Source organism: Clostridium pasteurianum (assembly GCF_001705235.1).
GTDB classification, from domain to species: domain Bacteria; phylum Bacillota; class Clostridia; order Clostridiales; family Clostridiaceae; genus Clostridium_S; species Clostridium_S pasteurianum_A.
Map to the genome: position 1 here is coordinate 2,793,564 of NZ_MCGV01000001.1, position 23,300 is coordinate 2,816,863.

At 32.8% G+C, this 23,300-nt stretch carries 17 protein-coding genes and 1 other annotated feature; of the genes, 14 read left to right on the forward strand and 3 right to left on the reverse strand.

All coding sequences use genetic code 11. From position 1 onward, the window contains the following. Positions 1–5 precede the first annotated feature (5 nt). From BEE63_RS12465 to disA, 3 genes are all read left to right on the forward strand, one after another. Positions 6–2,450: an ATP-dependent Clp protease ATP-binding subunit gene (locus BEE63_RS12465; RefSeq protein WP_066021693.1), complete on the forward strand. Its 2,445-nt coding sequence runs from the start codon at positions 6–8 to the stop codon at positions 2,448–2,450. Between the two features lie 242 nt (positions 2,451–2,692). Then, on the forward strand, positions 2,693–4,042 hold the full coding sequence (radA, locus tag BEE63_RS12470) for a DNA repair protein RadA (protein WP_066021694.1): 1,350 nt from the start codon (positions 2,693–2,695) through the stop codon (positions 4,040–4,042). An 11-nt stretch (positions 4,043–4,053) separates the two neighbouring features. After that, complete coding sequence (gene disA, locus BEE63_RS12475) at positions 4,054–5,127, forward strand: DNA integrity scanning diadenylate cyclase DisA (RefSeq protein WP_066021695.1); 1,074 nt, start codon at positions 4,054–4,056, stop codon at positions 5,125–5,127. 211 nt (positions 5,128–5,338) lie between these two features. On the opposite strand, the gene BEE63_RS12480 is transcribed toward disA, so the two are convergent. Further along, positions 5,339–5,734 (reverse strand): DUF1573 domain-containing protein, encoded by a 396-nt coding sequence (locus BEE63_RS12480; protein ID WP_066021696.1) that lies wholly within the window; start codon positions 5,732–5,734, stop codon positions 5,339–5,341. Between the two features lie 385 nt (positions 5,735–6,119). Between BEE63_RS12480 and BEE63_RS12485 the strand changes: the two genes are divergently transcribed. The 11 genes from BEE63_RS12485 to ilvB all read left to right on the forward strand — a co-directional run bounded on the left by BEE63_RS12485 (position 6,120) and on the right by ilvB (position 21,145). Further along, a complete protein-coding gene (locus tag BEE63_RS12485; protein ID WP_066021697.1) occupies positions 6,120–7,223 on the forward strand; it encodes a PIN/TRAM domain-containing protein in 1,104 nt (367 codons plus the stop codon). A 24-nt stretch (positions 7,224–7,247) separates the two neighbouring features. Further along, complete coding sequence (gene ispD / locus BEE63_RS12490; protein WP_066021698.1) at positions 7,248–7,931, forward strand: 2-C-methyl-D-erythritol 4-phosphate cytidylyltransferase; 684 nt, start codon at positions 7,248–7,250, stop codon at positions 7,929–7,931. Between the two features lie 480 nt (positions 7,932–8,411). Then, a complete protein-coding gene (locus BEE63_RS12495; RefSeq protein ID WP_066021699.1) occupies positions 8,412–10,124 on the forward strand; it encodes a proline--tRNA ligase in 1,713 nt (570 codons plus the stop codon). Positions 10,125–10,158: 34 nt separating this feature from the next. Beyond that, entirely contained in the window at positions 10,159–11,550 is a 1,392-nt protein-coding gene (cysS, locus tag BEE63_RS12500; protein WP_066021700.1) for a cysteine--tRNA ligase, read from the forward strand. Between the two features lie 294 nt (positions 11,551–11,844). After that, positions 11,845–12,342 carry an acetolactate synthase small subunit gene (gene ilvN, locus BEE63_RS12505; RefSeq protein WP_066021701.1) on the forward strand — a complete coding sequence of 166 codons (498 nt, stop codon included), beginning with the start codon at positions 11,845–11,847 and terminating at the stop codon, positions 12,340–12,342. Positions 12,343–12,502: 160 nt separating this feature from the next. Then, positions 12,503–12,713: a binding site (T-box leader), on the reverse strand. 563 nt (positions 12,714–13,276) lie between these two features. Next, positions 13,277–14,866 (forward strand): citramalate synthase, encoded by a 1,590-nt coding sequence (cimA, locus tag BEE63_RS12510; RefSeq protein ID WP_066021702.1) that lies wholly within the window; start codon positions 13,277–13,279, stop codon positions 14,864–14,866. After that, positions 14,866–16,134, forward strand: coding sequence for a 3-isopropylmalate dehydratase large subunit (gene leuC, locus BEE63_RS12515; protein WP_100369884.1), 1,269 nt, complete (start codon positions 14,866–14,868; stop codon positions 16,132–16,134). Before cimA ends, leuC begins: the two co-directional genes overlap by 1 nt. Position 16,135: 1 nt before the next feature. Continuing rightward, positions 16,136–16,627, forward strand: coding sequence for a 3-isopropylmalate dehydratase small subunit (leuD, locus tag BEE63_RS12520; RefSeq protein ID WP_066021703.1), 492 nt, complete (start codon positions 16,136–16,138; stop codon positions 16,625–16,627). An 86-nt stretch (positions 16,628–16,713) separates the two neighbouring features. After that, positions 16,714–17,787: a 3-isopropylmalate dehydrogenase gene (gene leuB, locus BEE63_RS12525; RefSeq protein WP_066021704.1), complete on the forward strand. Its 1,074-nt coding sequence runs from the start codon at positions 16,714–16,716 to the stop codon at positions 17,785–17,787. Positions 17,788–17,816: 29 nt separating this feature from the next. Further along, positions 17,817–19,475 carry a dihydroxy-acid dehydratase gene (ilvD, locus tag BEE63_RS12530; RefSeq protein ID WP_066021705.1) on the forward strand — a complete coding sequence of 553 codons (1,659 nt, stop codon included), beginning with the start codon at positions 17,817–17,819 and terminating at the stop codon, positions 19,473–19,475. Between the two features lie 5 nt (positions 19,476–19,480). Continuing rightward, positions 19,481–21,145, forward strand: a complete 1,665-nt coding sequence (gene ilvB / locus BEE63_RS12535) for a biosynthetic-type acetolactate synthase large subunit (protein WP_066021706.1) — start codon at positions 19,481–19,483, stop codon at positions 21,143–21,145. 92 nt (positions 21,146–21,237) lie between these two features. Here ilvB and larD read toward each other — a convergent pair whose 3' ends face one another. Then, on the reverse strand, positions 21,238–21,948 hold the full coding sequence (gene larD / locus BEE63_RS12540; protein WP_066021707.1) for a D/L-lactic acid transporter LarD: 711 nt from the start codon (positions 21,946–21,948) through the stop codon (positions 21,238–21,240). A gap of 58 nt (positions 21,949–22,006) precedes the next feature. After that, positions 22,007–23,281, reverse strand: a complete 1,275-nt coding sequence (larA, locus tag BEE63_RS12545) for a nickel-dependent lactate racemase (protein WP_066021708.1) — start codon at positions 23,279–23,281, stop codon at positions 22,007–22,009. Positions 23,282–23,300: the final 19 nt, after the last annotated feature.

Here is a 23,300-nt window from a genome sequence, read left to right on the forward strand (position 1 = left end):
TATTTATGATGTTTGGTAGATTTTCCGAAAGAGCTCAAAAGATGATTTATTATGCACAAGAAGAGGCACAAAATTTCAGGCATGGATATGTTGGAACTGAGCATATACTTCTTGGAATTTTAAGAGATGAAGGTGGCAAAGCGCAATCAATTCTCGCAAGTATGGGAGTTACGCTTGATAAGGTAAGAACACTTATAGAGGAATACGAAGGTGTTGGTGATTCTAATGCATATAATGAAGAATTACCATTAACACCAAGAACTAAAAGACTTTTAGAAATAAGTTTACTTGAAGCAAGAAATTTAAATCATAATTATATAAATCCAGAGCATGTTCTATTGGCTCTTATTAGAGAGGGCGAAGGAGTAGCTTTTACTATTATTGGTAATCTTGGAGTAGATTTTGAAAGACTTAGAAAAGAAATATTAGATAGCTTAACAGGTCAGGAGGAAACCACAGGAGTGAAATCAAACTATAGTAGCTCAAATTCTTCAACACCGTCATTAAATCAATTTGGAACTGATTTGACACAAATGGCGGCAGAAGGAAAGCTTGATCCTGTTATAGGGAGAGATGATGAAACGCAGAGAATACTTGAGATACTCTGCAGAAGAACTAAAAATAATCCATGTCTAATAGGTGATCCTGGAGTAGGTAAAACAGCTATTGCAGAGGGATTAGCACAGAAAATAGTAGAAGGCAATATTCCTGAGATACTTAAAAATAAAAGAGTTGTTTCCTTAGATATATCTTCTTTAGTTGCAGGTTCAAAGTATAGAGGTGAGTTTGAGGAAAGACTTAAAAAGGTAATGGATGAAATTAAAGCTGCTAAAAATGTAATACTTTTTATTGATGAAATTCATACTATAATTGGAGCAGGTGCAGCAGAGGGTGCAATTGATGCATCTAATATTTTAAAGCCTTCCCTTGCAAGAGGAGAAATACAGTGTATAGGCGCAACTACAACAGAGGAGTACAGAAAATATATAGAGAAAGATGCAGCTCTTGAAAGAAGATTTCAGCCAGTTGATGTTGGAGAGCCTAGTAAGGAAGAAGCCGTTCAGATACTTAAGGGACTTAGAGATAAATATGAGGCTCATCATGGAGTTAAAATTACAGATGATGCAATAGAAGCTGCAGTAAATCTTTCAGTAAGGTATATATCGGATAGATTTTTGCCAGATAAAGCAATAGATTTAATTGATGAAGCAGCTGCAAAAGTTAGAATTGAAAATCTTACAGCACCACCAGACCTAAAGAGTCAAGAAGAAACCCTTGAAAAGACGACTAAGGAAAAATCAGATGCTATAAGACTTCAAGATTTTGAAAAAGCAGCTAAGTTAAGAGACAAAGAGAAAAATTTAAGGACTTCAATCGAGGAATTCAAAAAGAATTGGAAAAATAGAAATGACAGTGAAAACCATATAGTTAAAGAAAAACAGGTGGCCTCTGTTGTAGCTAAGTGGACTAATATACCTGTTGAAAAGCTTACTGAAAAAGAATCAGAAAGACTTTTACATCTTGAGGATATTCTTCATAAAAGAGTTATAGGTCAAGATGAGGCAGTTGAATATGTTTCAAAAGCTGTAAGGAGAGCCAGAGTAGGACTTAAAGATCCTAAAAGGCCAATTGGATCATTTATATTTTTAGGACCAACTGGTGTTGGAAAAACAGAATTATCAAAGGCGTTAGCTGAAGCTATGTTTGGAAATGAAGGAAATATTATAAGAATTGATATGTCAGAATACATGGAAAAACATACAGTATCACGTCTTGTAGGATCACCTCCAGGATATGTTGGATATGATGAGGGCGGACAACTTACTGAACAGGTAAGAAGAAAACCATATTCTGTGGTATTATTTGATGAAATAGAGAAAGCTCATCCAGACGTATTCAATATATTACTTCAAATACTTGATGACGGAAGACTTACTGATGGTAAGGGTAAAACTGTAAACTTTAGAAATACAATAATAATTATGACATCTAATGTTGGAGCATCAACTATAAGAAAACAAAAAACTCTTGGATTTGAAACTGAAAAGAATGAAAAAAAGCAAGAGTATGACAAAATGAAGGATAATATTATAGAAGAGCTTAAGAATTCTTTTAGACCTGAGTTTTTAAATAGAATCGATGAAATAGTTGTATTCCATAAGCTACAAGAAAAGGATCTTAGAGAAATAGTAAAAATTATGCTTAAATCCGTTCAAGCAAGGTTAAGGGAGCAAAATATAAAAATTAATTTCACAGAAAATGCAGAAAAATTTCTTGCTGAAAAGGGCTTTGATGAGGCGTACGGAGCAAGACCTTTAAGAAGAACTATAACAAAAACTGTAGAAGACAAACTTTCAGAAGAAATATTAAAGGGAACTATAAGTAAAAATGATAATATTTTTGTAGATGTAGATGAAAATAAAGAATTGAAGTTTACAAAAGGAGAATAACTGTAGAATTTTATATGACAGGCTAATTGGGAGCATAAAACTTTTTTAGAATAATAAGCTTTAACTTTTGGTCTGTCATTTATTTAAGCAATTTTGTAATAAGTTTATATAAAATGTAGGGGGCTTTATGTCCTCTACATTTCTTGCTATAAAATAAGTATTTTGAATGTTAAAGGTTTATTTACTGACAAATGTATAAAAAGTATTGTATAATTATTTATATACAAATAGGATGTGATTATGTGAGCAAGACGAAAAGTTTTTTTGTGTGTCAGGAATGTGGATACCAATCTGTAAAATGGTTAGGTAAGTGTCCATCATGCAGTAGTTGGAATAGTTTTGTTGAAGAAAATGTAGAAAATAAAAAGAATAACAAAGTAGCTATAAATAGCATGCCAAAGTGTATAAATAATATAAAATCCGGAGAATATGAAAGATATGATACAAATAATGCTGAGTTAAATAGAGTACTAGGAGGAGGACTTGTTAGAGGTTCTATTACACTTATATCAGGTGCCCCGGGCATAGGTAAGTCAACACTTCTTCTGCAGATTTGTCAGGATATAGCATCAAAATATGGAAAAGTTCTATATGTCTCAGGAGAGGAATCTGAAGAACAGATAAAAATGAGGGGCGATAGGCTAAAAGTAGACTCACCAAATGTATTTATATTATCTGAAACAAACATGGAAGTTATAGAACAACATGTTAATGATATAAAACCTGCATTTGTCATAATTGATTCAATACAAACACTATATAAGGAACAAATAACTTCAGCTCCAGGAAGTGTTTCTCAAGTTAGAGAGTGTGCTAATGTTATTATGAGGATAGCTAAAACAAATAATATACCATTTTTTATTGTAGCGCATGTTACAAAGCAGGGGGAACTTGCTGGACCGAGAATACTTGAACATATTGTTGATACGGTTTTAACCTTTGAAGGCCAAAGAACAGAAGAGTTCAGAATACTTAGAACTGTAAAAAACCGTTTTGGAACTACCAGTGAAATAGGTGTTTTTGAAATGACGGCAGAGGGACTTCGGCAGATATATAATCCGTCTGGATTATTTCTTGAAGAAACGAATTTCAATCAGGAGGGTTCAGTTGTAATAGGAACAATGGAAGGAACAAGACCTATACTTGTAGAAATTCAAGCACTGGTTTCTAAAACAAATGCAGTTATGCCTAGAAGAACTTCTTTGGGTGTAGATAACTCAAGATTAAATTTGATTTTGGCTGTACTTGAAAAGAAACTTAAAATTCCATTTTACAATTGTGATGTATATGTAAATGTTGTAGGTGGATTAAATATTGAAGGTACCTATGGCGATTTAGGATTGGCATTAGCTTTGATTTCCAGTGTTAAGGGAGTAAGTACAAAGTTAGATAAGATGATTGTTGTAGGTGAAATTGGTCTTACAGGAGAGGTTAGGCCAGTAGCGTTTTCTGATAGGATTATTAACGAAGCTGATAAATTAGGCTTTGAAAATATATTAATTCCTCAAAAAAATATTAAATTTGACAAAAATATTGCGATAAATACAGTAGGTATATCTTATTTAAAGGAAGCTGTAAATAAAGTTTTTTAAGGGTGATTAAAGTGAATGATTTGAGGTTAAAAAAGGATAAGAAGCTTCTACAAATATTAAAGACAATGGCTCCAGGTACGGATTTGAGAGAAGGACTTGAAAATATTTTAAGAGCTAAAACTGGAGGATTAATAGTTTTAGGTGATAATGATGATGTTATGAAGTTAAGCGATGGTGGCTTTAAAATTAATTCTCAATATAGTTCATCATATATATACGAACTTGCTAAAATGGATGGGGCTATAATTTTGAGTACTGATTTAAAGAAAATAGTAAAAGCTAATGTTCAGCTAGTGCCAGACTCTTCTATACCCACATTTGAGACTGGAACTAGGCACAGAACAGCACATAGGGTGGCTAAGCAAACTGGAAATGTCGTTGTTGCAATATCTCAGAGAAGAAATGTTATAACGGTTTATAAAGACGATATAAAATATATTCTTAGGGATAGTAGCATAATACTTGCAAGGGCAAATCAAGCTATTCAAACTCTTGAAAAATACGTTTCTGTTTTAGATAGAGTTATGAGTAACTTAAATTTACTTGAGTTTCAAGATTTATGTACATTGCATGATGTAGTAATTGCAATTCAGAGAACTGAAATGGTAATGAGAGTTGTAACTGAAATAGAAAGATATATCTGTGAACTTGGAAATGAAGGAAGACTTATTTCAATGCAACTTAATGAACTGGTAAAAAATGTAGAACAGGATGGAATATTTATAATAAGAGATTATTGTCAAGATGAACCTAACTTTAATAAAATATATGAGTCTATACAGAGTATGTCATCTGAAGAATTTTTAAATGCTGAGGTTATTTCAAAGATAATGGGATATGGTGATGTTCCACTTATAGATACACTTATATCACCTAGAGGATATAGAATGACAAGTAAAATACCTAGAATACCTTTTAGCGTAATAGAAAATCTTGTTAAGAATTTCAAGGAATTGAAAAAGATATTAGAAGCATCACATGAAGAACTTGATAGTGTTGAAGGAATTGGAGAGGCGAGAGCAAGAGCAATAAAAAGTGGACTTAAAAAATTAAAAGAACAGGTTATAATAAGTAAGCAATTATAGGAAGAGATAAAGGATAATCGTACTAAATATAAATAATGAGAAAGTTGAAATTCATTTCCTAATGACATAGGAAGGTTTTGCACAACACAACTTATTTATTAAAGGTGGCTCAAAAGTTAGTACAGCTAACATTGTTTGAGCCGACCTCAAATTATTTTTGTATACAAAGATGACAAAAAACTTCTAGTCTTAATATAACGGTTCATGTGTTCTATCTTAAAGTATATTTTCCTAATGTGTTCATTTTATCGTATTCTTTAAGAAATATGTCATATAAGTTTATGTCAAGAGTGTTGCAGAGAGCTGCGAGGTAAAAAAGGTTATTTCCAATTTCATTTTCTAATATATCTCTGCAATTTTCACATAGTTTTCCACGAACATGAGTTTTTAAATGTTTCTTTAAATTATTAATATCTAAATCACTTGGTATGTGTTGTTTTTCAGCATTTATTTCAATACATCCACAATTAGTCACGGATTTTACTAGTGCTCTATTAATTCTTGCTTGTGATCCTTGAAGTTTAGTAATTATATCTAATATACTTGAATGTCGTATTAAAGACTCATCTACTAAATTTTGGAATTCATCAAAAATTATATCTTGCATCTTATTCAGCTCCTTGTGTGCGTTTATAACATGAATATAATAAATTGTAGAATAATTGGAAAAATATTGTCAATGATTGTAGGCTTATTTTTGCTATATTAGTACTGAGGTAAGGACTATGTTTTTTATAGTAAGCAACAAAACTTGGTTGTTTTAATGTTTCTGATTAAGTTCACTTTATATATTAAAACAATATAAGATTAAATAATAGGGGGATAAATATTTGAAAAAATTGTAAACAGTCTTGATATATTCATAATTTTAACGTATACTTTATTGGTGATAGCATATTAATTAAGCTTGTGCAAAAAACTTAAAGAGATTTTTGAATTTTCGATTTAAAATTGTAAAATTAGTTAATAATTAATAAAGGAGGTGGCTTTAATTGCTGAAAAAAATATTGAGAGGACTTTTTACTGTTATAGGATTGGTATTGGGATACCTGCTAGCCAGTGTTATATTAAAAGGTGGTTATTTTTCGCAAATTAGTTTTGTAAAGCATAATAGTATTGGGAGAATAACTTTTATAGTATTCTGTGTTTTAGTTTTAGGTATAATATTTTTTATAATATCCCCATGGATTAATTCTTTAATATTAAAATTTATGGATTATTTAGAAAGAACAATTCAGAAAATTCCAGTTTCTGAGGTTCTATTTGGAGCAGGGGGTGCCATAATAGGACTAGTAATTGCTTCTTTACTTTTAAGTTCACTCAACAGAGTGACAGGTCCGCTATCATATATAACAACAATAATATATATTATTGTAAATATGATAATGGCGGTTATAGGTGCTGATGTAGCCATAAAAAAGAGAGAAGAGCTCATGAATTTATTTTATAATTTAAGAAAAACAGGAGTTTCAAAGGAGAAAAAGGGAAAGAATGTTTCTAAGGCAGCACCTAAGATATTAGATACTTCTGTTATAATTGATGGAAGAATATTTGATATATGTCAAACAGATTTTATCGAGGGTACTCTTGTAATACCAGGGTTTGTACTTAAAGAGTTAAGGCATATTGCAGATTCTTCAGATGGGCTTAAGAGAAATCGTGGACGAAGAGGACTTGATATATTAAACAAAATTCAAAAAGAATTGAATATTGAAGTTAAGATATATGATAAGGATTTTCCTGACATACCAGAGGTTGATGTAAAGCTTTTAAAATTGGCGGAAGTAATGAAGGGGAAAGTAATAACAAATGATTTTAATTTAAATAAGGTAGCAGAATTTCAGGGCGTTCCAGTACTAAATATAAATGAGCTTGCCAATGCAGTTAAACCTGTAGTTCTTCCTGGAGAAGAAATGACAATACAAATCGTAAAAGATGGAAAAGAGTCAGGACAGGGTGTTGGATATCTTGATGATGGAACTATGATAGTTGTAGAAGGTGGCAGAAGTCATATAGGAGAGACTAGAGAAGTTACTGTTACGTCTGTTCTTCAGACTGCAGCAGGTAGAATGATATTTGCAAAACAGAAGAATTAAAATAGACAAGGAGTAATTGTATCAATGAATTGTGCTGTTATAATGGCTGCAGGTAAAGGGAAAAGAATGCATGCAAAGATTAATAAGCAGTTTATCAACTTAAATGATAAGCCTATCCTAGCACATACTATAAGTAAGTTTGAGCAAAATAGTAGTATCGATGAAATTGTAATAGTTGTTTCTAGGGATGAAATTGAAAAATGTCTTAATGAAGTAGTTTACAAGTATAATTTTAAGAAGATACGAAGCGTTGTGGCTGGAGGTCATGAAAGACAGGAGTCTGTTTTAAATGGTCTTAGGAAACTTAAAAATGTAGATATTGTTCTCATACATGATGGTGCAAGACCTTTTGTTGATGATAGAATTATAGAGGAAGGTATCAAATATGCTTCTATTTATGGTGGATCAGCATGTGGAGTGGTTCCTAAGGATACTATAAAACTAAGAGATGAAAATGGATTTTCGTCAAAAACGCTTGATAGAAATAGTCTATTTTGTGTTCAGACACCGCAGTGTTTTAAATTTGATGAAATATTGGATGCACATCTGCAAGCTGAGGCTAAAGGAATTATAGCTACAGATGATACTAAGATTTTTGAGATGGCTGGAAGAAAAGTATATCTATATGATGGAAGTTATGACAATATGAAAATAACTACGTATGATGATATATATACGGCGGAAAGAATACTTAATAAATCTGTTTAGGAAACCAGCTCAACTAAAAATTTATACATGTACCATAATGTCTTGAAGATTGACATTTTGAGAAGATGTATAGATTGAGTTTAGGATGGGCGGCGAGAAGCTTGAGTAGGAAACCGGCTCAACTAAAAATTTATACATGTACCAAAATGTCTTGAAGATTGACATTTTGGTACATGTATAAATTAAGTTTCGCTTGGTTTCCTATAGTTGACACAACTTAATTCGCTAGGTATAATATATTATAAATATTTGAATTGAATAATTTTGCGATGAGAAAGAATAGTAAAAACGCCATTAAAGAGAGAAAATCCACGGCTGAAAGATTTTCAAATAGTTTTGAACCTGCTTTTGAGCTGTAGGAAATTACCGGTTAAGACCGTTATCTTAATGAGTACAAATTTAGGTGGTACCGCGAAAACTCGCCCTAATCAGGGGGCGAGTTTTTTTATATATTTTTATTTTTGAGGAGGAAAATTTAATATGAAAATGTCAAATATGCTTATGCTTACGCTGAGAGAGACACCAGCAGAGGCAGAAATAGATAGCCATAAGCTCATGTTAAGATCAGGAATGATAAGGAAAATGGCTTCAGGAGTATATAATTATATGCCTTTAGGATTAAAAGCATTAAAAAAAGTTGAAGATATAATAAGGGATGAAATGGATGCTGCAGGAGCACAGGAATTTTTAGCATCAGCACTTTTACCATCTGAACTTTGGAAAGAATCGGGAAGATGGGAAAAGTTTGGACCTGAGATGTTTAAACTTAAAGATAGGAATGAAAGAGAATTTTGTCTTGGACCTACACACGAAGAAGTTTTTACTGATTTTGCGAGAAATGAAATAAAATCATATAAACAGCTTCCTATTAATTTATATCAAATTCAGACCAAATACAGGGATGAGAGAAGACCAAGGTTTGGTATGATACGTTCAAGAGAATTTGTGATGAAGGATGCATATAGTTTTGATAGGGATTATGCAGGGCTTGATGTTGCATATGACAAAATGTATGAAGCTTATACTAAGATATTTAAAAGGTGCGGTGTTACTTGTAGTGCTGTAGCAGCAGACTCAGGAGCAATGGGTGGTTCTGGTTCAGCTGAATTTATGGTTAAATCTGAAATAGGAGAAGATGAAGTAGCATTTTGTACTGGATGCGATTATGCAGCAAACATCGAGAAGGCTCCAGCATCTCCAGAAAAAGCTGAAAAAGAAGAAGCTAAGGAATTAAAAAAGGTTGAAACGCCTCATGCAAAAACTATAGCAGATTTAGTTGAATTCTTTGGTGTAGATTCTAAAAAGTTTGTCAAAACTATAATATACAAGGCTGATGATGAAGTTGTAGCTGTAATGGTAAGAGGAGATAGAGACGTAAATGAAACAAAAGTTAAAAATGCAGTAGGATCTCCAGTTGAATTCGATCTTGCAGATGAAAAAACTGTTAAGGTTGCTACAAGTGCAGAAGTTGGTTTCGCTGGACCTATCGGACTTAAAGTTGATCATTTATTTGTAGATAATGAAGTAACATATATGTATAATTTCATTGTAGGAGCTAATGAAACAGGATATCATTATTCAAATGTAAATTATGACAGAGATTTTAAAGGCACAGTAGGAGATTTTAGAAATGCAATTGAAGGCGAGAAATGTCCTAAATGTGGAAAGCCACTTACCATTGCAAGAGGAATAGAAGTTGGTCATATATTTAAACTTGGAACTAAATATTCAGAGTCTATGAAAGCATATTTTGCAGATGAAGATGGAGAAAACAAGCCTCTTGTAATGGGATGTTATGGTATAGGAGTTAATAGAACTATGTCAGCTGTAATTGAGCAGCATCATGATGAAAATGGAATAATATGGCCTTTAGCTGTTGCACCATATGAGGTTATTGTTGTTCCAGCAGTATTTAAAAATGAAGATCAAATGAGAATCGCTGAAAATATCTACAATGAACTTAAAAAGATAGGTGTAGATGCACTACTTGATAATAGAAATGAAAGAGCAGGAGTTAAGTTCAAGGATGCTGATTTAATAGGTATTCCTATGAGAATAACTGTTGGAAAGAAGATAGCTGATAATAAAGTAGAGTTTAAGTGTAGAAATAGCAAAGATATTGAAGATTTACCTTTAGATAAAGTTATTGAGAGGGTAAAAGAGGAATTTAAGAAAAATAATATAGAGCTTTAAAGTAATTAGATACCTGTAGATAAGGAGGAAAATCATGAAAATATTTAATACCATGACGCGCACAAAAGAAGAATTTGTTCCTGTTACACCTAAAATGGTTAGAATGTACGTTTGTGGACCTACCGTTTATAATTTCTTTCATATAGGTAATGCTAGAACTTTCATAGTTTTTGATACTGTAAGAAAATATTTTGAATATAGAGGATATAAGGTGGATTTTATTCAAAATTTTACTGATATAGATGATAAGATGATAAATAAAGCTAATCAGGAAGGAATTACAGTAAAAGAACTTGGAGACAGGTATATAAAAGAATATTATAAAGATGCTGATGCACTGAATTTAGAACGTGCAACTTGCAATCCAAGGGCTACTGAATATGTAAATAAGATAATAGATTTTGTTAAAGATCTTCAGGATGAAGGGTATGCATATGAAGTTGACGGCGATGTATATTTTGATACTAATAATTTTAAAGAATATGGAAAGTTATCAGGACAAAATCTAGAAGACCGTCAGGCAGGAGCAAGTATAGCTGTTGATGATAGAAAAAAGAATCCTATGGATTTTGCATTATGGAAAAATGAAAAGCCGGGTGAACCTTCATGGAAAAGTCCATGGGGAATGGGAAGACCAGGCTGGCATATAGAATGTTCATGCATGGCACGTGATTTATTAGGAGATACTATAGATATTCATGCAGGAGCTATAGATCTTATTTTTCCGCATCATGAAAATGAAATAGCTCAAAGTGAAGCTAGGACTGGAAAGACTTTTGCAAATTACTGGATGCATGCAGCATATTTAAATATAAATAATCAAAAGATGTCAAAATCATTGAATAACTTTTTTACAGCAAGAGAAATACTTGAGAAGTATGATGTAGAAGTTATAAGATTATTCTTACTTTCAGCACATTATAGAACACCTCTTAATTTTAGTAAAGAGTCTATTGATGCAGCTAAAGTATCCCTTGAAAGACTTTATAATACATTAAATAATCTGGAAAGTTTATTAAAAAATGCTAAAGATAAAGATAATGATAGTGAATATTTAAATACTTTAGATGGTTATAGACAAAAATTCATAGAAAAGATGGATGATGATTTTAATACAGCAGATGCTATTTCTGTTATCTTTGATCTTGCTAAGGATATTAATATAAATGTAAGTGGAGACTCAAGTAGAAAGGTTGTAGAAAATTCTATAAATCTTATGAGAGAGCTTGGAAAACCATTAGGTATTCTTCAAAAATCAGAAGAGCATAATCTTGAAGAAGAGATACAAGGTCTTATAGAGAAAAGGCAAGAAGCAAGAAAAAATAAGGATTGGGCACTTGCAGATAAAATAAGAGATGATCTTAAAGACAGAGGTATAGTTTTAGAGGATACCCCAGAAGGTATAAGGTGGAAGTTTATTGACTAAACTATAGTTAAAAAAGTTATAAATAAATGGCAGGTTAAGGTATTTAAAAATACAATGACTTGTCATTTGTTTTTATGTTAAATACGTCTAAAATGTATTTAGTATGATGGTATGTATAATCTGTTATAAAATTTACTTTTTACAATATAAAAATTTAATATATTGTTATACATAAAAACTTAAAATTCATAATATTATAATTTTTCTGTAGAATTGTTGACATTAAGTAAGTCCAGTGTTAATTTTAAAGAAAATTATAATAACAATATATTTTAGTTAGGGGATGTGATAATTTTGCATTTGTATGTTTTATCAGTTCTAGTTGATAATGCGCCAGGAGTACTTACCAGAGTTTGTGGACTTTTTAATAGAAGAGGATATAATCTTGAAAGTGTAACTGCGGGAGTAACTGAAAATGAAAAAGTATCAAGGCTAACATTAATAGCCAGCGTTAATGACGAAAATGAAATTGAACAAATAATAAAACAAATAAAAAAGATAGAGGTTGTTCATAAAGTAGTTCTTTTAAATAAAGAAGATTCTGTATGTCGTGAAATAATGCTAATAAAGGTAAATGCTGAAGGAATTCAGAGACAGGAAATATTAAATACGGTTTCTATTTTTAGAGCATCAGTAGTTGATGTTACAACAAAAACTTTTACTATAGAAATAACTGGTAATACTAATAAAATAGAGGCATTTCAAAAAATGCTTCAGCCTTATAGTATCATAGAGGTTGTAAGTAGCGGCACTATAGCCATTCAAAGAGGAGAAAACTCCATATTAAATTAAGAATATAAAGGAATCTGTAATAAATTATAGATTTCTTTTATTTTTAAAATAAAATATTTTTTATAAATAATAGTCTGATTAATGATGTATTATGATGAAAGTTTTTTAAATAATTGATGAAATAAAGTAAAATAGAGTACAAAAAAACAACCACAGATCGCTATGGGGCGAATATCTGTCGCTGTACCACCCAAATTATTACTTTTACAATATAACGGTTTTACCGGCATTACCTACTCTTTATATAATAATATAAATTTCAGTTTGCAACTCTGGAGTGATTTTTAACAAATGTAGCTTATGGGCTCCCACCAAAACACCCACTCTCTGAAAGCATATTTTTGTTTACTCTTCTCCGTCATCGTTTTTAACTTATGATTACTATACTATAAAAAAAAAACCGTGTCAACTGTGGTTTTTGTATTTTTATGCATAATGAAATTGTAATAATTATACTTATTTAAAATAGGCATTGTATTATTGATAAATTAAAAATGCAGTTAAGCAAAAATGATAATTTGGCAATTAAAGTAGACACTAAAATAAATATTAATAATTATAAATTAATTTAAGAAAAATAGTAATAAAAAAAAGAAAATACTATTGACATTTTATGAATTACGTACTATCATCATTATCATAGTCTAATTGATGATGAAGTTTTTAAATGATTGATTTTAATAGAGAAAATAGTCACTATTATATTTGAGTAATTTTTTTATTGCATATATTATAGTGTCTTTGTTATTGCTTAAAGTAAAAAAATTGGGTGGTACCGCGCGACCAGAGTTCTCGCCCCAAGCAGAGAATTTGGTCGCTTTTTTATACATAAAATTGTTAACTATAACCAATAGATGATGGAATAATCAAAAAATTTCAATAGTCGAAATAGTCATAATCTTTTATTAAATCATACAAGTTAGGAGGTTAGGAAATGGGAATAAATAAGAAAGTATATATTTTTGATAGTACACTCAGAGATGGTTCACAAGCACAGGGGGTTTCTTTTAGCGTAGCTGACAAATTAAAAATAGTAAAAAAGCTGGATGAATTAGGAATTGACTATATAGAAGCTGGAAACCCAAGTTCGAATCCAAAAGATAGAGAATTTTTTGAAGAAATAAAAGATTTGAAATTAAAAAATTCAAAGCTGTGTGCTTTTGGGAGTACTAGGAGATCAGGCGTTTTAGCTGAGGAAGATGGGGGATTAAAGAGGCTTATAAATAGTGGTGCAGAGGTATTGTGCATTTTTGGGAAGGCATGGGATTTTCATGTTACGGATATAATAAGGACTTCCCTTGAAGACAATCTTAATATGATAGGTGACAGTATAAGGTACTTAGTTTCATTGAAAAAAGAAGTTATATTTGATGCAGAACATTTCTTTGATGGATTTAAAAATAATAGAGAATATGCTTTAAAAGTTTTGTATACTGCAAAGGATGCAGGGGCAAACTGGATAGTACTTTGTGATACTAATGGTGGCACTATGCCAGAAGAGACAAGTGATATACTTAAATATTTGGTTGATGATTTAGATTTTGATAATATTGGTGTACATTTTCATGATGATGCTGGCATGGCAGTTGCAAATTCAATTATAGCAGTAAATAGGGGGATAAAACATATTCAAGGTACATTTACTGGTGTTGGTGAGAGGTGCGGCAATGCTAATTTGTCAACTATAATAGCAAATTTAAATTTAAAAATGCAATATAAAACCATAAATGAAGGTAAAATTGAATATCTAATGTCCGCTTATAGATATATATGTGAGGCTTGCAACATGACACCTAATGAGAGAACTGCTTATGTTGGAAACTGTGCATTTTCTCATAAAGGTGGTATGCATATAGATGCTGTTAGAAAGAACCCTAAATCTTTTGAACATATAGAGCCTACTTCTGTTGGTAATTCTAGAAGAATACTTGTATCAGAAGTTTCAGGTAGGAGTACAATACTTCCAGCACTTAAGAAAATAAATCCTAATATAAGCAAGGATTCACCAGAAACTAAGGCAGTAGTTAAAAGAATAAAGGATTTAGAGTACATTGGATATCAATTTGAAGGTGCTGAGGGCAGCTTTGAACTTTTGATGAGAAAAGAACTTAATGTTTTTAAACCATCTTTTCATCTTGTAGAGTATAAGGTTATTGCAGAAAAACCATATGATGATGAAATAAGTGCTACTGCAATAGTTAAAATAATGGTTAATGGAAAGCTTGAGATAACAGCAGCAGATGGTAAGGGTCCTGTAAATGCCCTCGATAAGGCATTGAGAAAGGCACTTAGCGTATTTTATAAAGAGCTTTCTAATGTATATCTTACTGATTACAAAGTAAGAGTAATTACTGGAACAAAGGCAACTAGTGCAAAAATAAGAGTACTAATTGAGTCTACAGATGGTGCTTCAACATGGACAACTGTTGGTGTTTCATATGACATAATAGAAGCCAGTTGGTTGGCATTAGTAGATTCAGTAGAATATAAATTAATACAATGCAATAAGGAGGAAGAAAAATAATGAAAAAACCTATGACTATGACACAAAAAATACTTGCGCATCATGCAGGACTCCACTATGTAGAGGCAGGACAACTTATAACGGCTAAACTTGATCTTGTATTAGGAAATGATGTAACTACTCCAGTAGCTATTAAAGCATTTAAAACTATGGGAATAGATAAGGTGTTTGATAAGAAAAAGGTAGCTATAGTACCAGATCATTTTACTCCAAATAAAGATATTAAATCAGCAGAACACTGTAAAATGATAAGACAGTTTGCAAGATGTAAAGAAATTGAAAACTACTTTGAAATAGGTGAAATGGGAATTGAGCATGCACTTATCCCTGAAAAAGGTCTTGCTGTTCCTGGAGATGTAATTATAGGTGCTGATTCACATACTTGTACTTATGGAGCACTTGGAGCTTTTTCGACAGGTGTTGGAAGTACTGACATGGCAGTTGGAATGGCAACAGGTAAAGCTTGGTTTAAAGTTCCAGAGGCAATAAAGTTTGTATTAAAGGGTAAGTTTAATAAATGGGTTTCTGGAAAAGATTTAATACTCCATATAATCGGAATGATAGGTGTTGATGGAGCACTTTATAAATCAATGGAATTTACAGGTGAAGGCGTAGCAAATTTATCTATAGATGATAGATTTACAATTGCAAACATGGCAATAGAAGCAGGAGCTAAAAATGGAATCTTCCCTGTAGATGAGAAGACTACTGAATACATGAAGGGTAGAACAAATAGAGAATTATTAAGCTTTGAAGCTGATGAAGATGCAGTTTATAGCAAAGTTATAGAAATAGATTTAAGTACTTTAAAACCTACAGTTGCATTCCCACATTTACCTGAAAACACTAAGACTATTGATGAGGTTGGAGAGGTTCCAGTAGATCAGGTAGTAATAGGTTCATGTACTAATGGAAGAATGAGTGATCTTAGAGTAGCGGCATCAATACTTAAGGGTAAAAAAGTTAAAAAGGGAATAAGACTTATAGTATTCCCTGGAACACAAAATATATATTTACAGGCTATGGACGAGGGAATTGTTAGAACCTTTATAGAGGCTGGAGGCGTTGTAAGCACACCAACTTGTGGACCTTGTCTTGGAGGTCATATGGGAATACTTGCAGAAGGAGAGAGAGCTGTATCTACAACAAACAGAAACTTTGTAGGTAGAATGGGTCATCCTAAGAGTGAAGTTTACTTAGCAAGTCCAGCAGTAGCAGCAGCTTCAGCTATAGCAGGGAAAATAGTATCACCAGAGGAGGTTTTATAATATGAAAGTTAACGGCGATGTTTTAAAATATGGAGATAATATTGATACAGATGTAATAATACCAGCAAGATATTTGAATACCTCAGTACCAGAAGAACTTGCAAAACACTGTATGGAAGATTTGGATGTAGATTTTCTTAAAAAGTTAAAAAAAGGAGATATCGTAGTAGGCGGAAAAAACTTTGGCTGCGGTTCTTCAAGAGAACATGCACCAATCTGTATAAAAGCAGCAGGAGTTTCATGCGTTATTGCTAAGAGCTTTGCAAGAATATTTTACAGAAATTCAATAAATATAGGTTTTCCAATACTTGAATGTGAAGAAGCTGTAAATGATGCAAGTACAGGGGATAAACTTGAGGTCGATTTTATAGAAGGAAAAATTAAAAATGTAACTTTAAATAAGGAATATAAAGCTCAACCTTTCCCAGAATTCATGCTTAAAATCATGAAGAATGAGGGACTTACTAACTGTGTTAAAAAAGGATTATTTTAATTAAATAATATTATAATAAAGTTTCAGATAAGTGCTGGGGCTAGTGCTTATTTGAAAGAAATATATCTAAATTGGAGGGTTATTAAATGAAAGAATATAAAGTTGCAGTTATACCTGGAGACGGTATAGGCGTTGATATAGTAGAAGAGGCAATGAAGGTACTAGATAAGGTCGGAGAAAAGTACGATACAAAATTTAATTTCACTAAGGTTAAAGCTGGAGGATGTGCAATTGATGCATGTGGAGAGCCTCTTCCAAAGGAAACTTTAGATGAATGTAAAAAATCAGATGCAGTACTTTTAGGTGCAGTTGGAGGACCTAAATGGGATAATCTTGCTGGAGATAAAAGACCTGAAAAAGCACTTATGGGTTTAAGAGGAGGACTTGGACTTTTTGCAAATTTGAGGCCTGCTAAGGTTTATGATGTTTTAAAGTCAGCTTCACCATTAAAACAGTCCATCATAGACAAAGGAGTAGACTTGCTTGTTGTCAGAGAACTTACAGGCGGAATTTATTTTGGAAAAAGAGGTAGAGATGTTCAAGATGGAATAAATTCAGCTTATGATACTGAGAGATATAATGTAGAAGAAATCAAGAGAATAGCACATACTGCATTTAAAGCAGCTATGAAGAGAAATAAAAAGGTTACATCTGTAGATAAGGCAAACATACTAGAATCATCAAGACTTTGGAGAGAAACTGTAACAGAAGTTGCAAAGGAATATCCAGAGGTTGAATTAAATTATCTTTATGTAGATAATGCAGCAATGCAGCTTGTACGTGATCCATCACAGTTTGATGTTATAGTAACAAGTAATTTATTTGGAGATATTTTAACAGATGAAGCCTCTATGGTAACAGGTTCAATAGGAATGCTTCCATCTGCTAGTCTTAGAAATGACAGCTTTGGAATGTATGAGCCAATACATGGTTCTGCACCAGATATTGCTGGAAAAGATATAGCTAATCCTTTAGCTCAAATTCTTTCAGCAGCAATGATGCTTGAGTATTCTTTTAACATGACTGAAGCAGCAAAAGATATAGAAAATGCTGTACAAAAAGTGTTAAATAAGGGCTACAGAACAGGAGATATATACACAGAGGGTACTAAAAAAGTTGGTACTAAGGAAATGGGAAAACTTGTTTTAGCAGAGATATAATAAATAAAATATGAAAAGGAGCGGTTTAGATGAATTCTGATAAGGCAAAAGTAGGAGTTGAAAAGGCTCCTCATAGATCTCTTTTTAAAGCTTTAGGTTTTATAGATGAGGAAATGGATAGACCTCTTATAGGAATAGCCAATTCTTACAGCGAACTTATACCGGGGCATATGAATCTTGATAAAATAGTTAAAGCAGTAAAAGATGGAGTAAGAATGGCAGGCGGAATTCCTGTTGAGTTTGGAACTATTGGAGTTTGTGATGGAATTTCAATGAACCACAAAGGAATGAGTTATTCCCTTCCATCAAGACAAATTATAGCAGACAGCGTTGAAATTGTGGCTAAAGCACATGCACTTGATGGATTAGTACTTGTACCAAACTGTGATAAAATAGTTCCAGGAATGCTTATGGCAGCAGGAAGAGTTAATATACCTTCAATAGTAATAAGTGGAGGACCAATGCTTGCTGGAAAGACAAATGGCAAAACTACAGATTTAAGTTCTGTATTTGAAGCAGTTGGAGCAGTTTCATCAGGAAAAATGTCAATGGAAGAACTGGCGGAGTTAGAAAGAACGGCCTGTCCAACTTGCGGATCATGTTCTGGAATGTTTACAGCAAATTCTATGAACTGCTTATCTGAAGTTTTAGGATTAGCACTTCCTTACAACGGAACAATTCCGGCTGTATTCTCAGAAAGAATAAGACTTGCTAAGAAAGCAGGTATGAGAATAGTTGATCTTGTTAAAAATGGAATAAAACCTAGCGATATACTTACAGAGGATGCATTTATGAATGCAGTTGCAGTAGATATGGCATTAGGTGGTTCTACTAACTCACTTCTTCATTTGCCAGCAATAGCATATGAATGTGATGTAGATCTTAACTTTGATGAGATAAATGAGATAAGCGAAAAAGTTCCTGATGTATGCAAATTAAGCCCGGCAGGTCACCATCATGTAGAAGAATTACATATGGCTGGGGGAATACCTGCAGTTGTAAATGGACTGTTTAAGAAAGGTCTTTTACATAAGGATTGCATGACTGTCACAGGAAAGACATTATATGAAAATGTAAAGGATGCTGAAATTAAAAACAGTGATGTTATAAGAATGGATCATCCATACAGTACTACAGGGGGACTTGCAATATTAAGAGGAAATTTAGCTCCAGATGGTGCTGTTGTTAAGAAAGCAGCAGTTGCACCTGAAATGATGCATCATAAAGGCCCAGCTAGAGTATTTAATAGTGAAGAAGAAGTATCAGCTGCTATCCTTGGAGGAAAGATAAACAAGGGTGACGTTGTAGTTATAAGATACGAAGGACCTAAAGGTGGACCTGGAATGAAGGAAATGTTATCTCCAACAGCATCTCTTGCAGGTATGGGATTAGATAAGAGTGTTGCACTTATAACAGACGGAAGATTTTCAGGAGCTACAAGAGGAGCATCAATAGGTCATGTATCTCCAGAAGCAGCTGAAGGTGGCCCAATTGGATTAGTTCAAGAGGGAGACATGATTGAAATAGATATAGAAAAGAAAACTATCAATGTACTAGTACCAGAAGACGAGTTTAAAAATAGAAAGCCAGAAAAAGTTGAAAAGCCTGTAAAGGGATATTTAAATACCTATAGACAGGGCGTATCATCAGCTTGTACGGGGGCTGTTTTTCATAGTACAAAGGAGTGATAAAATTGAAATATAACGGTTCCAGAATTATACTTGAATGTTTGAAAGAACAAGGTGTGGATACTATTTTTGGGTATCCAGGAGGAGCAGTTTTAAATATTTTTGATGCTCTATACTCATTTTCAGATATAAAATGTGTACTTACATCTCATGAACAGGGAGCATCACATGCAGCAGATGGCTATGCAAGGGCAACAGGAAAAGTTGGAGTATGTCTTTCAACCTCTGGCCCAGGTGCTACAAATCTTGTTACTGGAATTGCAACTGCGTATATGGATTCAGTCCCTATGGTAGCTATAACAGGTCAGGTTGGTAATTCTTTAATAGGAAAGGATTCATTTCAAGAGGTTGATATAACAGATATTACAATGCCAATAACTAAGCATAACTTTATAGTTAGAAAAGTTGAAGATATGGCAGATACTATAAGAAAGGCATTTTATATAGCTAAAAGTGGAAGACCGGGTCCTGTTTTAATTGATGTGCCTAAGGATGTAACGGCTGCAGAATGTGAATATGAACCTATTAAACCTGAAGAAATTAAAAAATCTCAGGTAAATGACAAAGAAATAGATAGTGCAGTTAAGCTTATTAATGAAAGCAAAAAGCCAGTAATTATGGTTGGCGGCGGCTGTAATATATCAAATTGTCAAGCAGAGCTTAAAAAGTTTCAAGAAAGACTTAAATGTCCCGTTTGTTCAACAATGATGGGACTTGGCAGCTTTAGTGGTAAGGATGAGATGTTCACAGGTATGGTTGGAATGCATGGAACAGCAGCATCTAATAAAAGTATATGTGAGAGCGATTTATTAATAGCAATTGGCTGTAGATTTAGTGATAGGGTTACAAGTAATGCCAATACTTTTGCTAAGAATGCCAAAATACTTCATATAGATATTGATGAAGCGGAAATCTCCAAAAACATTAAAGCTGATGAATGGATTATTGGAGATGTAGAGAGTGTACTTCTAAAATTAAATGCGAAATTAGAGGAAAGACAAAATAGTGATTGGACAAATCATGCCTTGTCTCTTATAGGGAAGGATAATTCAAAGACTGTGAAAATAGATGCCAATGCAGCTGTAAATCCTGTATATGTAATTAAAAAGTTATATGAGCTTACGGATGGAGATGCAGTTATAACAACAGAGGTTGGACAAAATCAAATATGGGCAACTCAAGGTTATGTTTATACTAAACCTAGAACTTTTCTAACATCAGGCGGTCTTGGAACTATGGGATATGGCTTTGGTGCAGCAATAGGTGCTAGCGTTGGAAAAGATAAAATGACTTTTGATATTGCAGGGGATGGAAGCTTTAGAATGAATATAAATGAGCTTGCAACAGCTGTTAGATATAATTTGCCTGTAAAGATAATTTTGCTTAATAATAGTGTTCTTGGAATGGTAAGACAGTGGCAGAATTTATTTTATGGTAAGAGATATTCCAGTACAACACTTGAAAGAGATACTAATTTTGTGAAAATAGCTGAAGGATATGGTGCATTTGCTATAAAGGTTGATACAAATGCTGGAGTTGAAGATGCTCTTAAAAAGGCTATTGATCATGACGGACCAGTTGTAGTTGATTTTACAGTAGATGAGGATCAGATGGCAACACCTATAGTTCCTCCTGGTGCCAATATCGAGAATATGGTTGTACTTGATTAAAAAACACATACATTAATGTAGAAACTCAGAGCTGTAGGTAAAATAAAACTCTGAGTTTTTTATTTTTAATTTTGTTGAAAGGGCTTGTAATGTTATATGCCAAAATAGCAACGTACAAATAATGCAGCTAATGAAGCACCAACAAAAGGTGCAATGCCAGGTATTAGCAATCCATATTGCCAATCGTTATTGGCTTTATTTTTTATCGGTAGTATTTGAAATGCAAGTCTAGGTCCTAAATCACGAGCTTGGTTCATTGCGAATCCTGTAGGTCCACCTAATGCCATACCAATTGCCCAGACCAAAAGACCAACACCTATTGGAAGCATGCTTTTAGCATTTGTCGCTATACCCAAAATACTAGTTATAAATATGAAGGTTGCAAACATTTCTACAAAAAAGTTTTTTGGCAAGTTACGGATAACTGGATTGGTTGAAAAGATATTTCTTATAGCAATTGGATCTACTTCATTTTCACTGGCTTTAAAGTGATCAGCATACATTACGTATATAATTAATGAAGCAGTGAAGGCACCTAAAAATTCTGCTATACAATAAGGTACAAAATAAGACCAGGGAATCATTCCAAGTATACTTTGAGCTAAAGCCATAGCAGGATTAATGCATACACCTCCAAAAACAAATAAAGAAACTGAAATTCCAAAGGCCCACGTTGTAATGGCAAATAGATGACCACTTCCACGGTATTTAGTATTTTTTAGTACTTCATCACAGTGTACACCGACACCGAATAAAATCATAAATCCGGTACCTAAAAATTCGGCGATTAAATGATTAAACATATGTATTATTCCTCCTGTTGTGTTCTATATAATTTTTCATTTGTTTTAGTACGCTATACTATTTAACGATAACGCTTAGACCATCAGGTATTACTGCAACCTTTGCATCCTTCCCTTTTAGCTCGAATGCACGTTTTAGCGCTTCATCAATAGTTTTTGCAATTTCCATGTGCAAATTAGTTACTAATGAGGGATCTATTAAATCGGAAACCATAATAACTTTATGATGTACTAAAATTCTAGCTAAAATTTGTGATGTCCATTGTTCTGGTAAAGTTTTTAATCTGGGAGTTTCTGCTGCTAAGTCTAAAAATTCTTTTGGATCCTTTACGTTAGCTAAGTTGTCGTAAAAATCTTGACCACCATGACCGTCTATGCAGCCAGCAACCATAATAATAATTCCACCATCATTTAATGTTGCTTCGGCAGCTGTCATGCCTTTAACTGCTTGATAAATATTTTGATCAAGAGGATATCCACCGTTTGTAGATATAGCTATATCGCAATCAACTTTATTTACACAAGCTAAACTATTTACAAATTCGCAGCCTGCTGAATGAGCTTTTTCTAAATCACCGGCAAAGGATCCAATGATTTTATGCTCACCATTTAATACGACATTGATGATGAAAGCTAATTTGGCGGTTTTTGCTGCGTAAAGCATATCTTGATGAACTAGATTATGGCATAAGTTTCCGGTTCGAGAGCCTTTATCACTTATAAATTCTCCGCTGTGGTTTGCCATAATTGTCTTATATGAAGCAATACCAGGTAATACTGATTTTCTGCCGCCAGAAAATCCAGCAAAGAAATGTGCTTCTATAAATCCCTCTGCTAAAAGTAAATCAGCTTCAGCAGCAATTTTATTTATTATACATTCTCCGCCGCTTGGCAGAGTTCCTATTTTTTTCATAGCTGAATCATCTTTAGAATCATGCATTACTATTTCTTCGTTATTTACAATTTCTTCTCCGTATTTGCCTATCAATTCTTCCTTTGTGCTTGGTCTATGAAAGCCTGTAGCAACTAGAATGCGGATACGTGCATTAGGTGCTGCACTGCGGATTCTTCTTAATAAAATAGGCGTAATAATGTGTGAAGGGACTGGTCTAGTGTGATCACTGCTAATTATAACTATATTTTTTTTGCCTTTTGCTAATTCTTCTAGACGTGGTCCACCAAGTACATTATCTAGTGATTTTTCAACAACTTCTCTTTCTTCTTCATCACATTTGTAATTATCTTGTTTTGATTCTAATAAACCAGCAAAATTATTTTCATTTAATTCAAGATTAATGGTTTTTGAATTATAAGGTAATTTGAAATTTGGCATAATATACATCTCCTTTTTT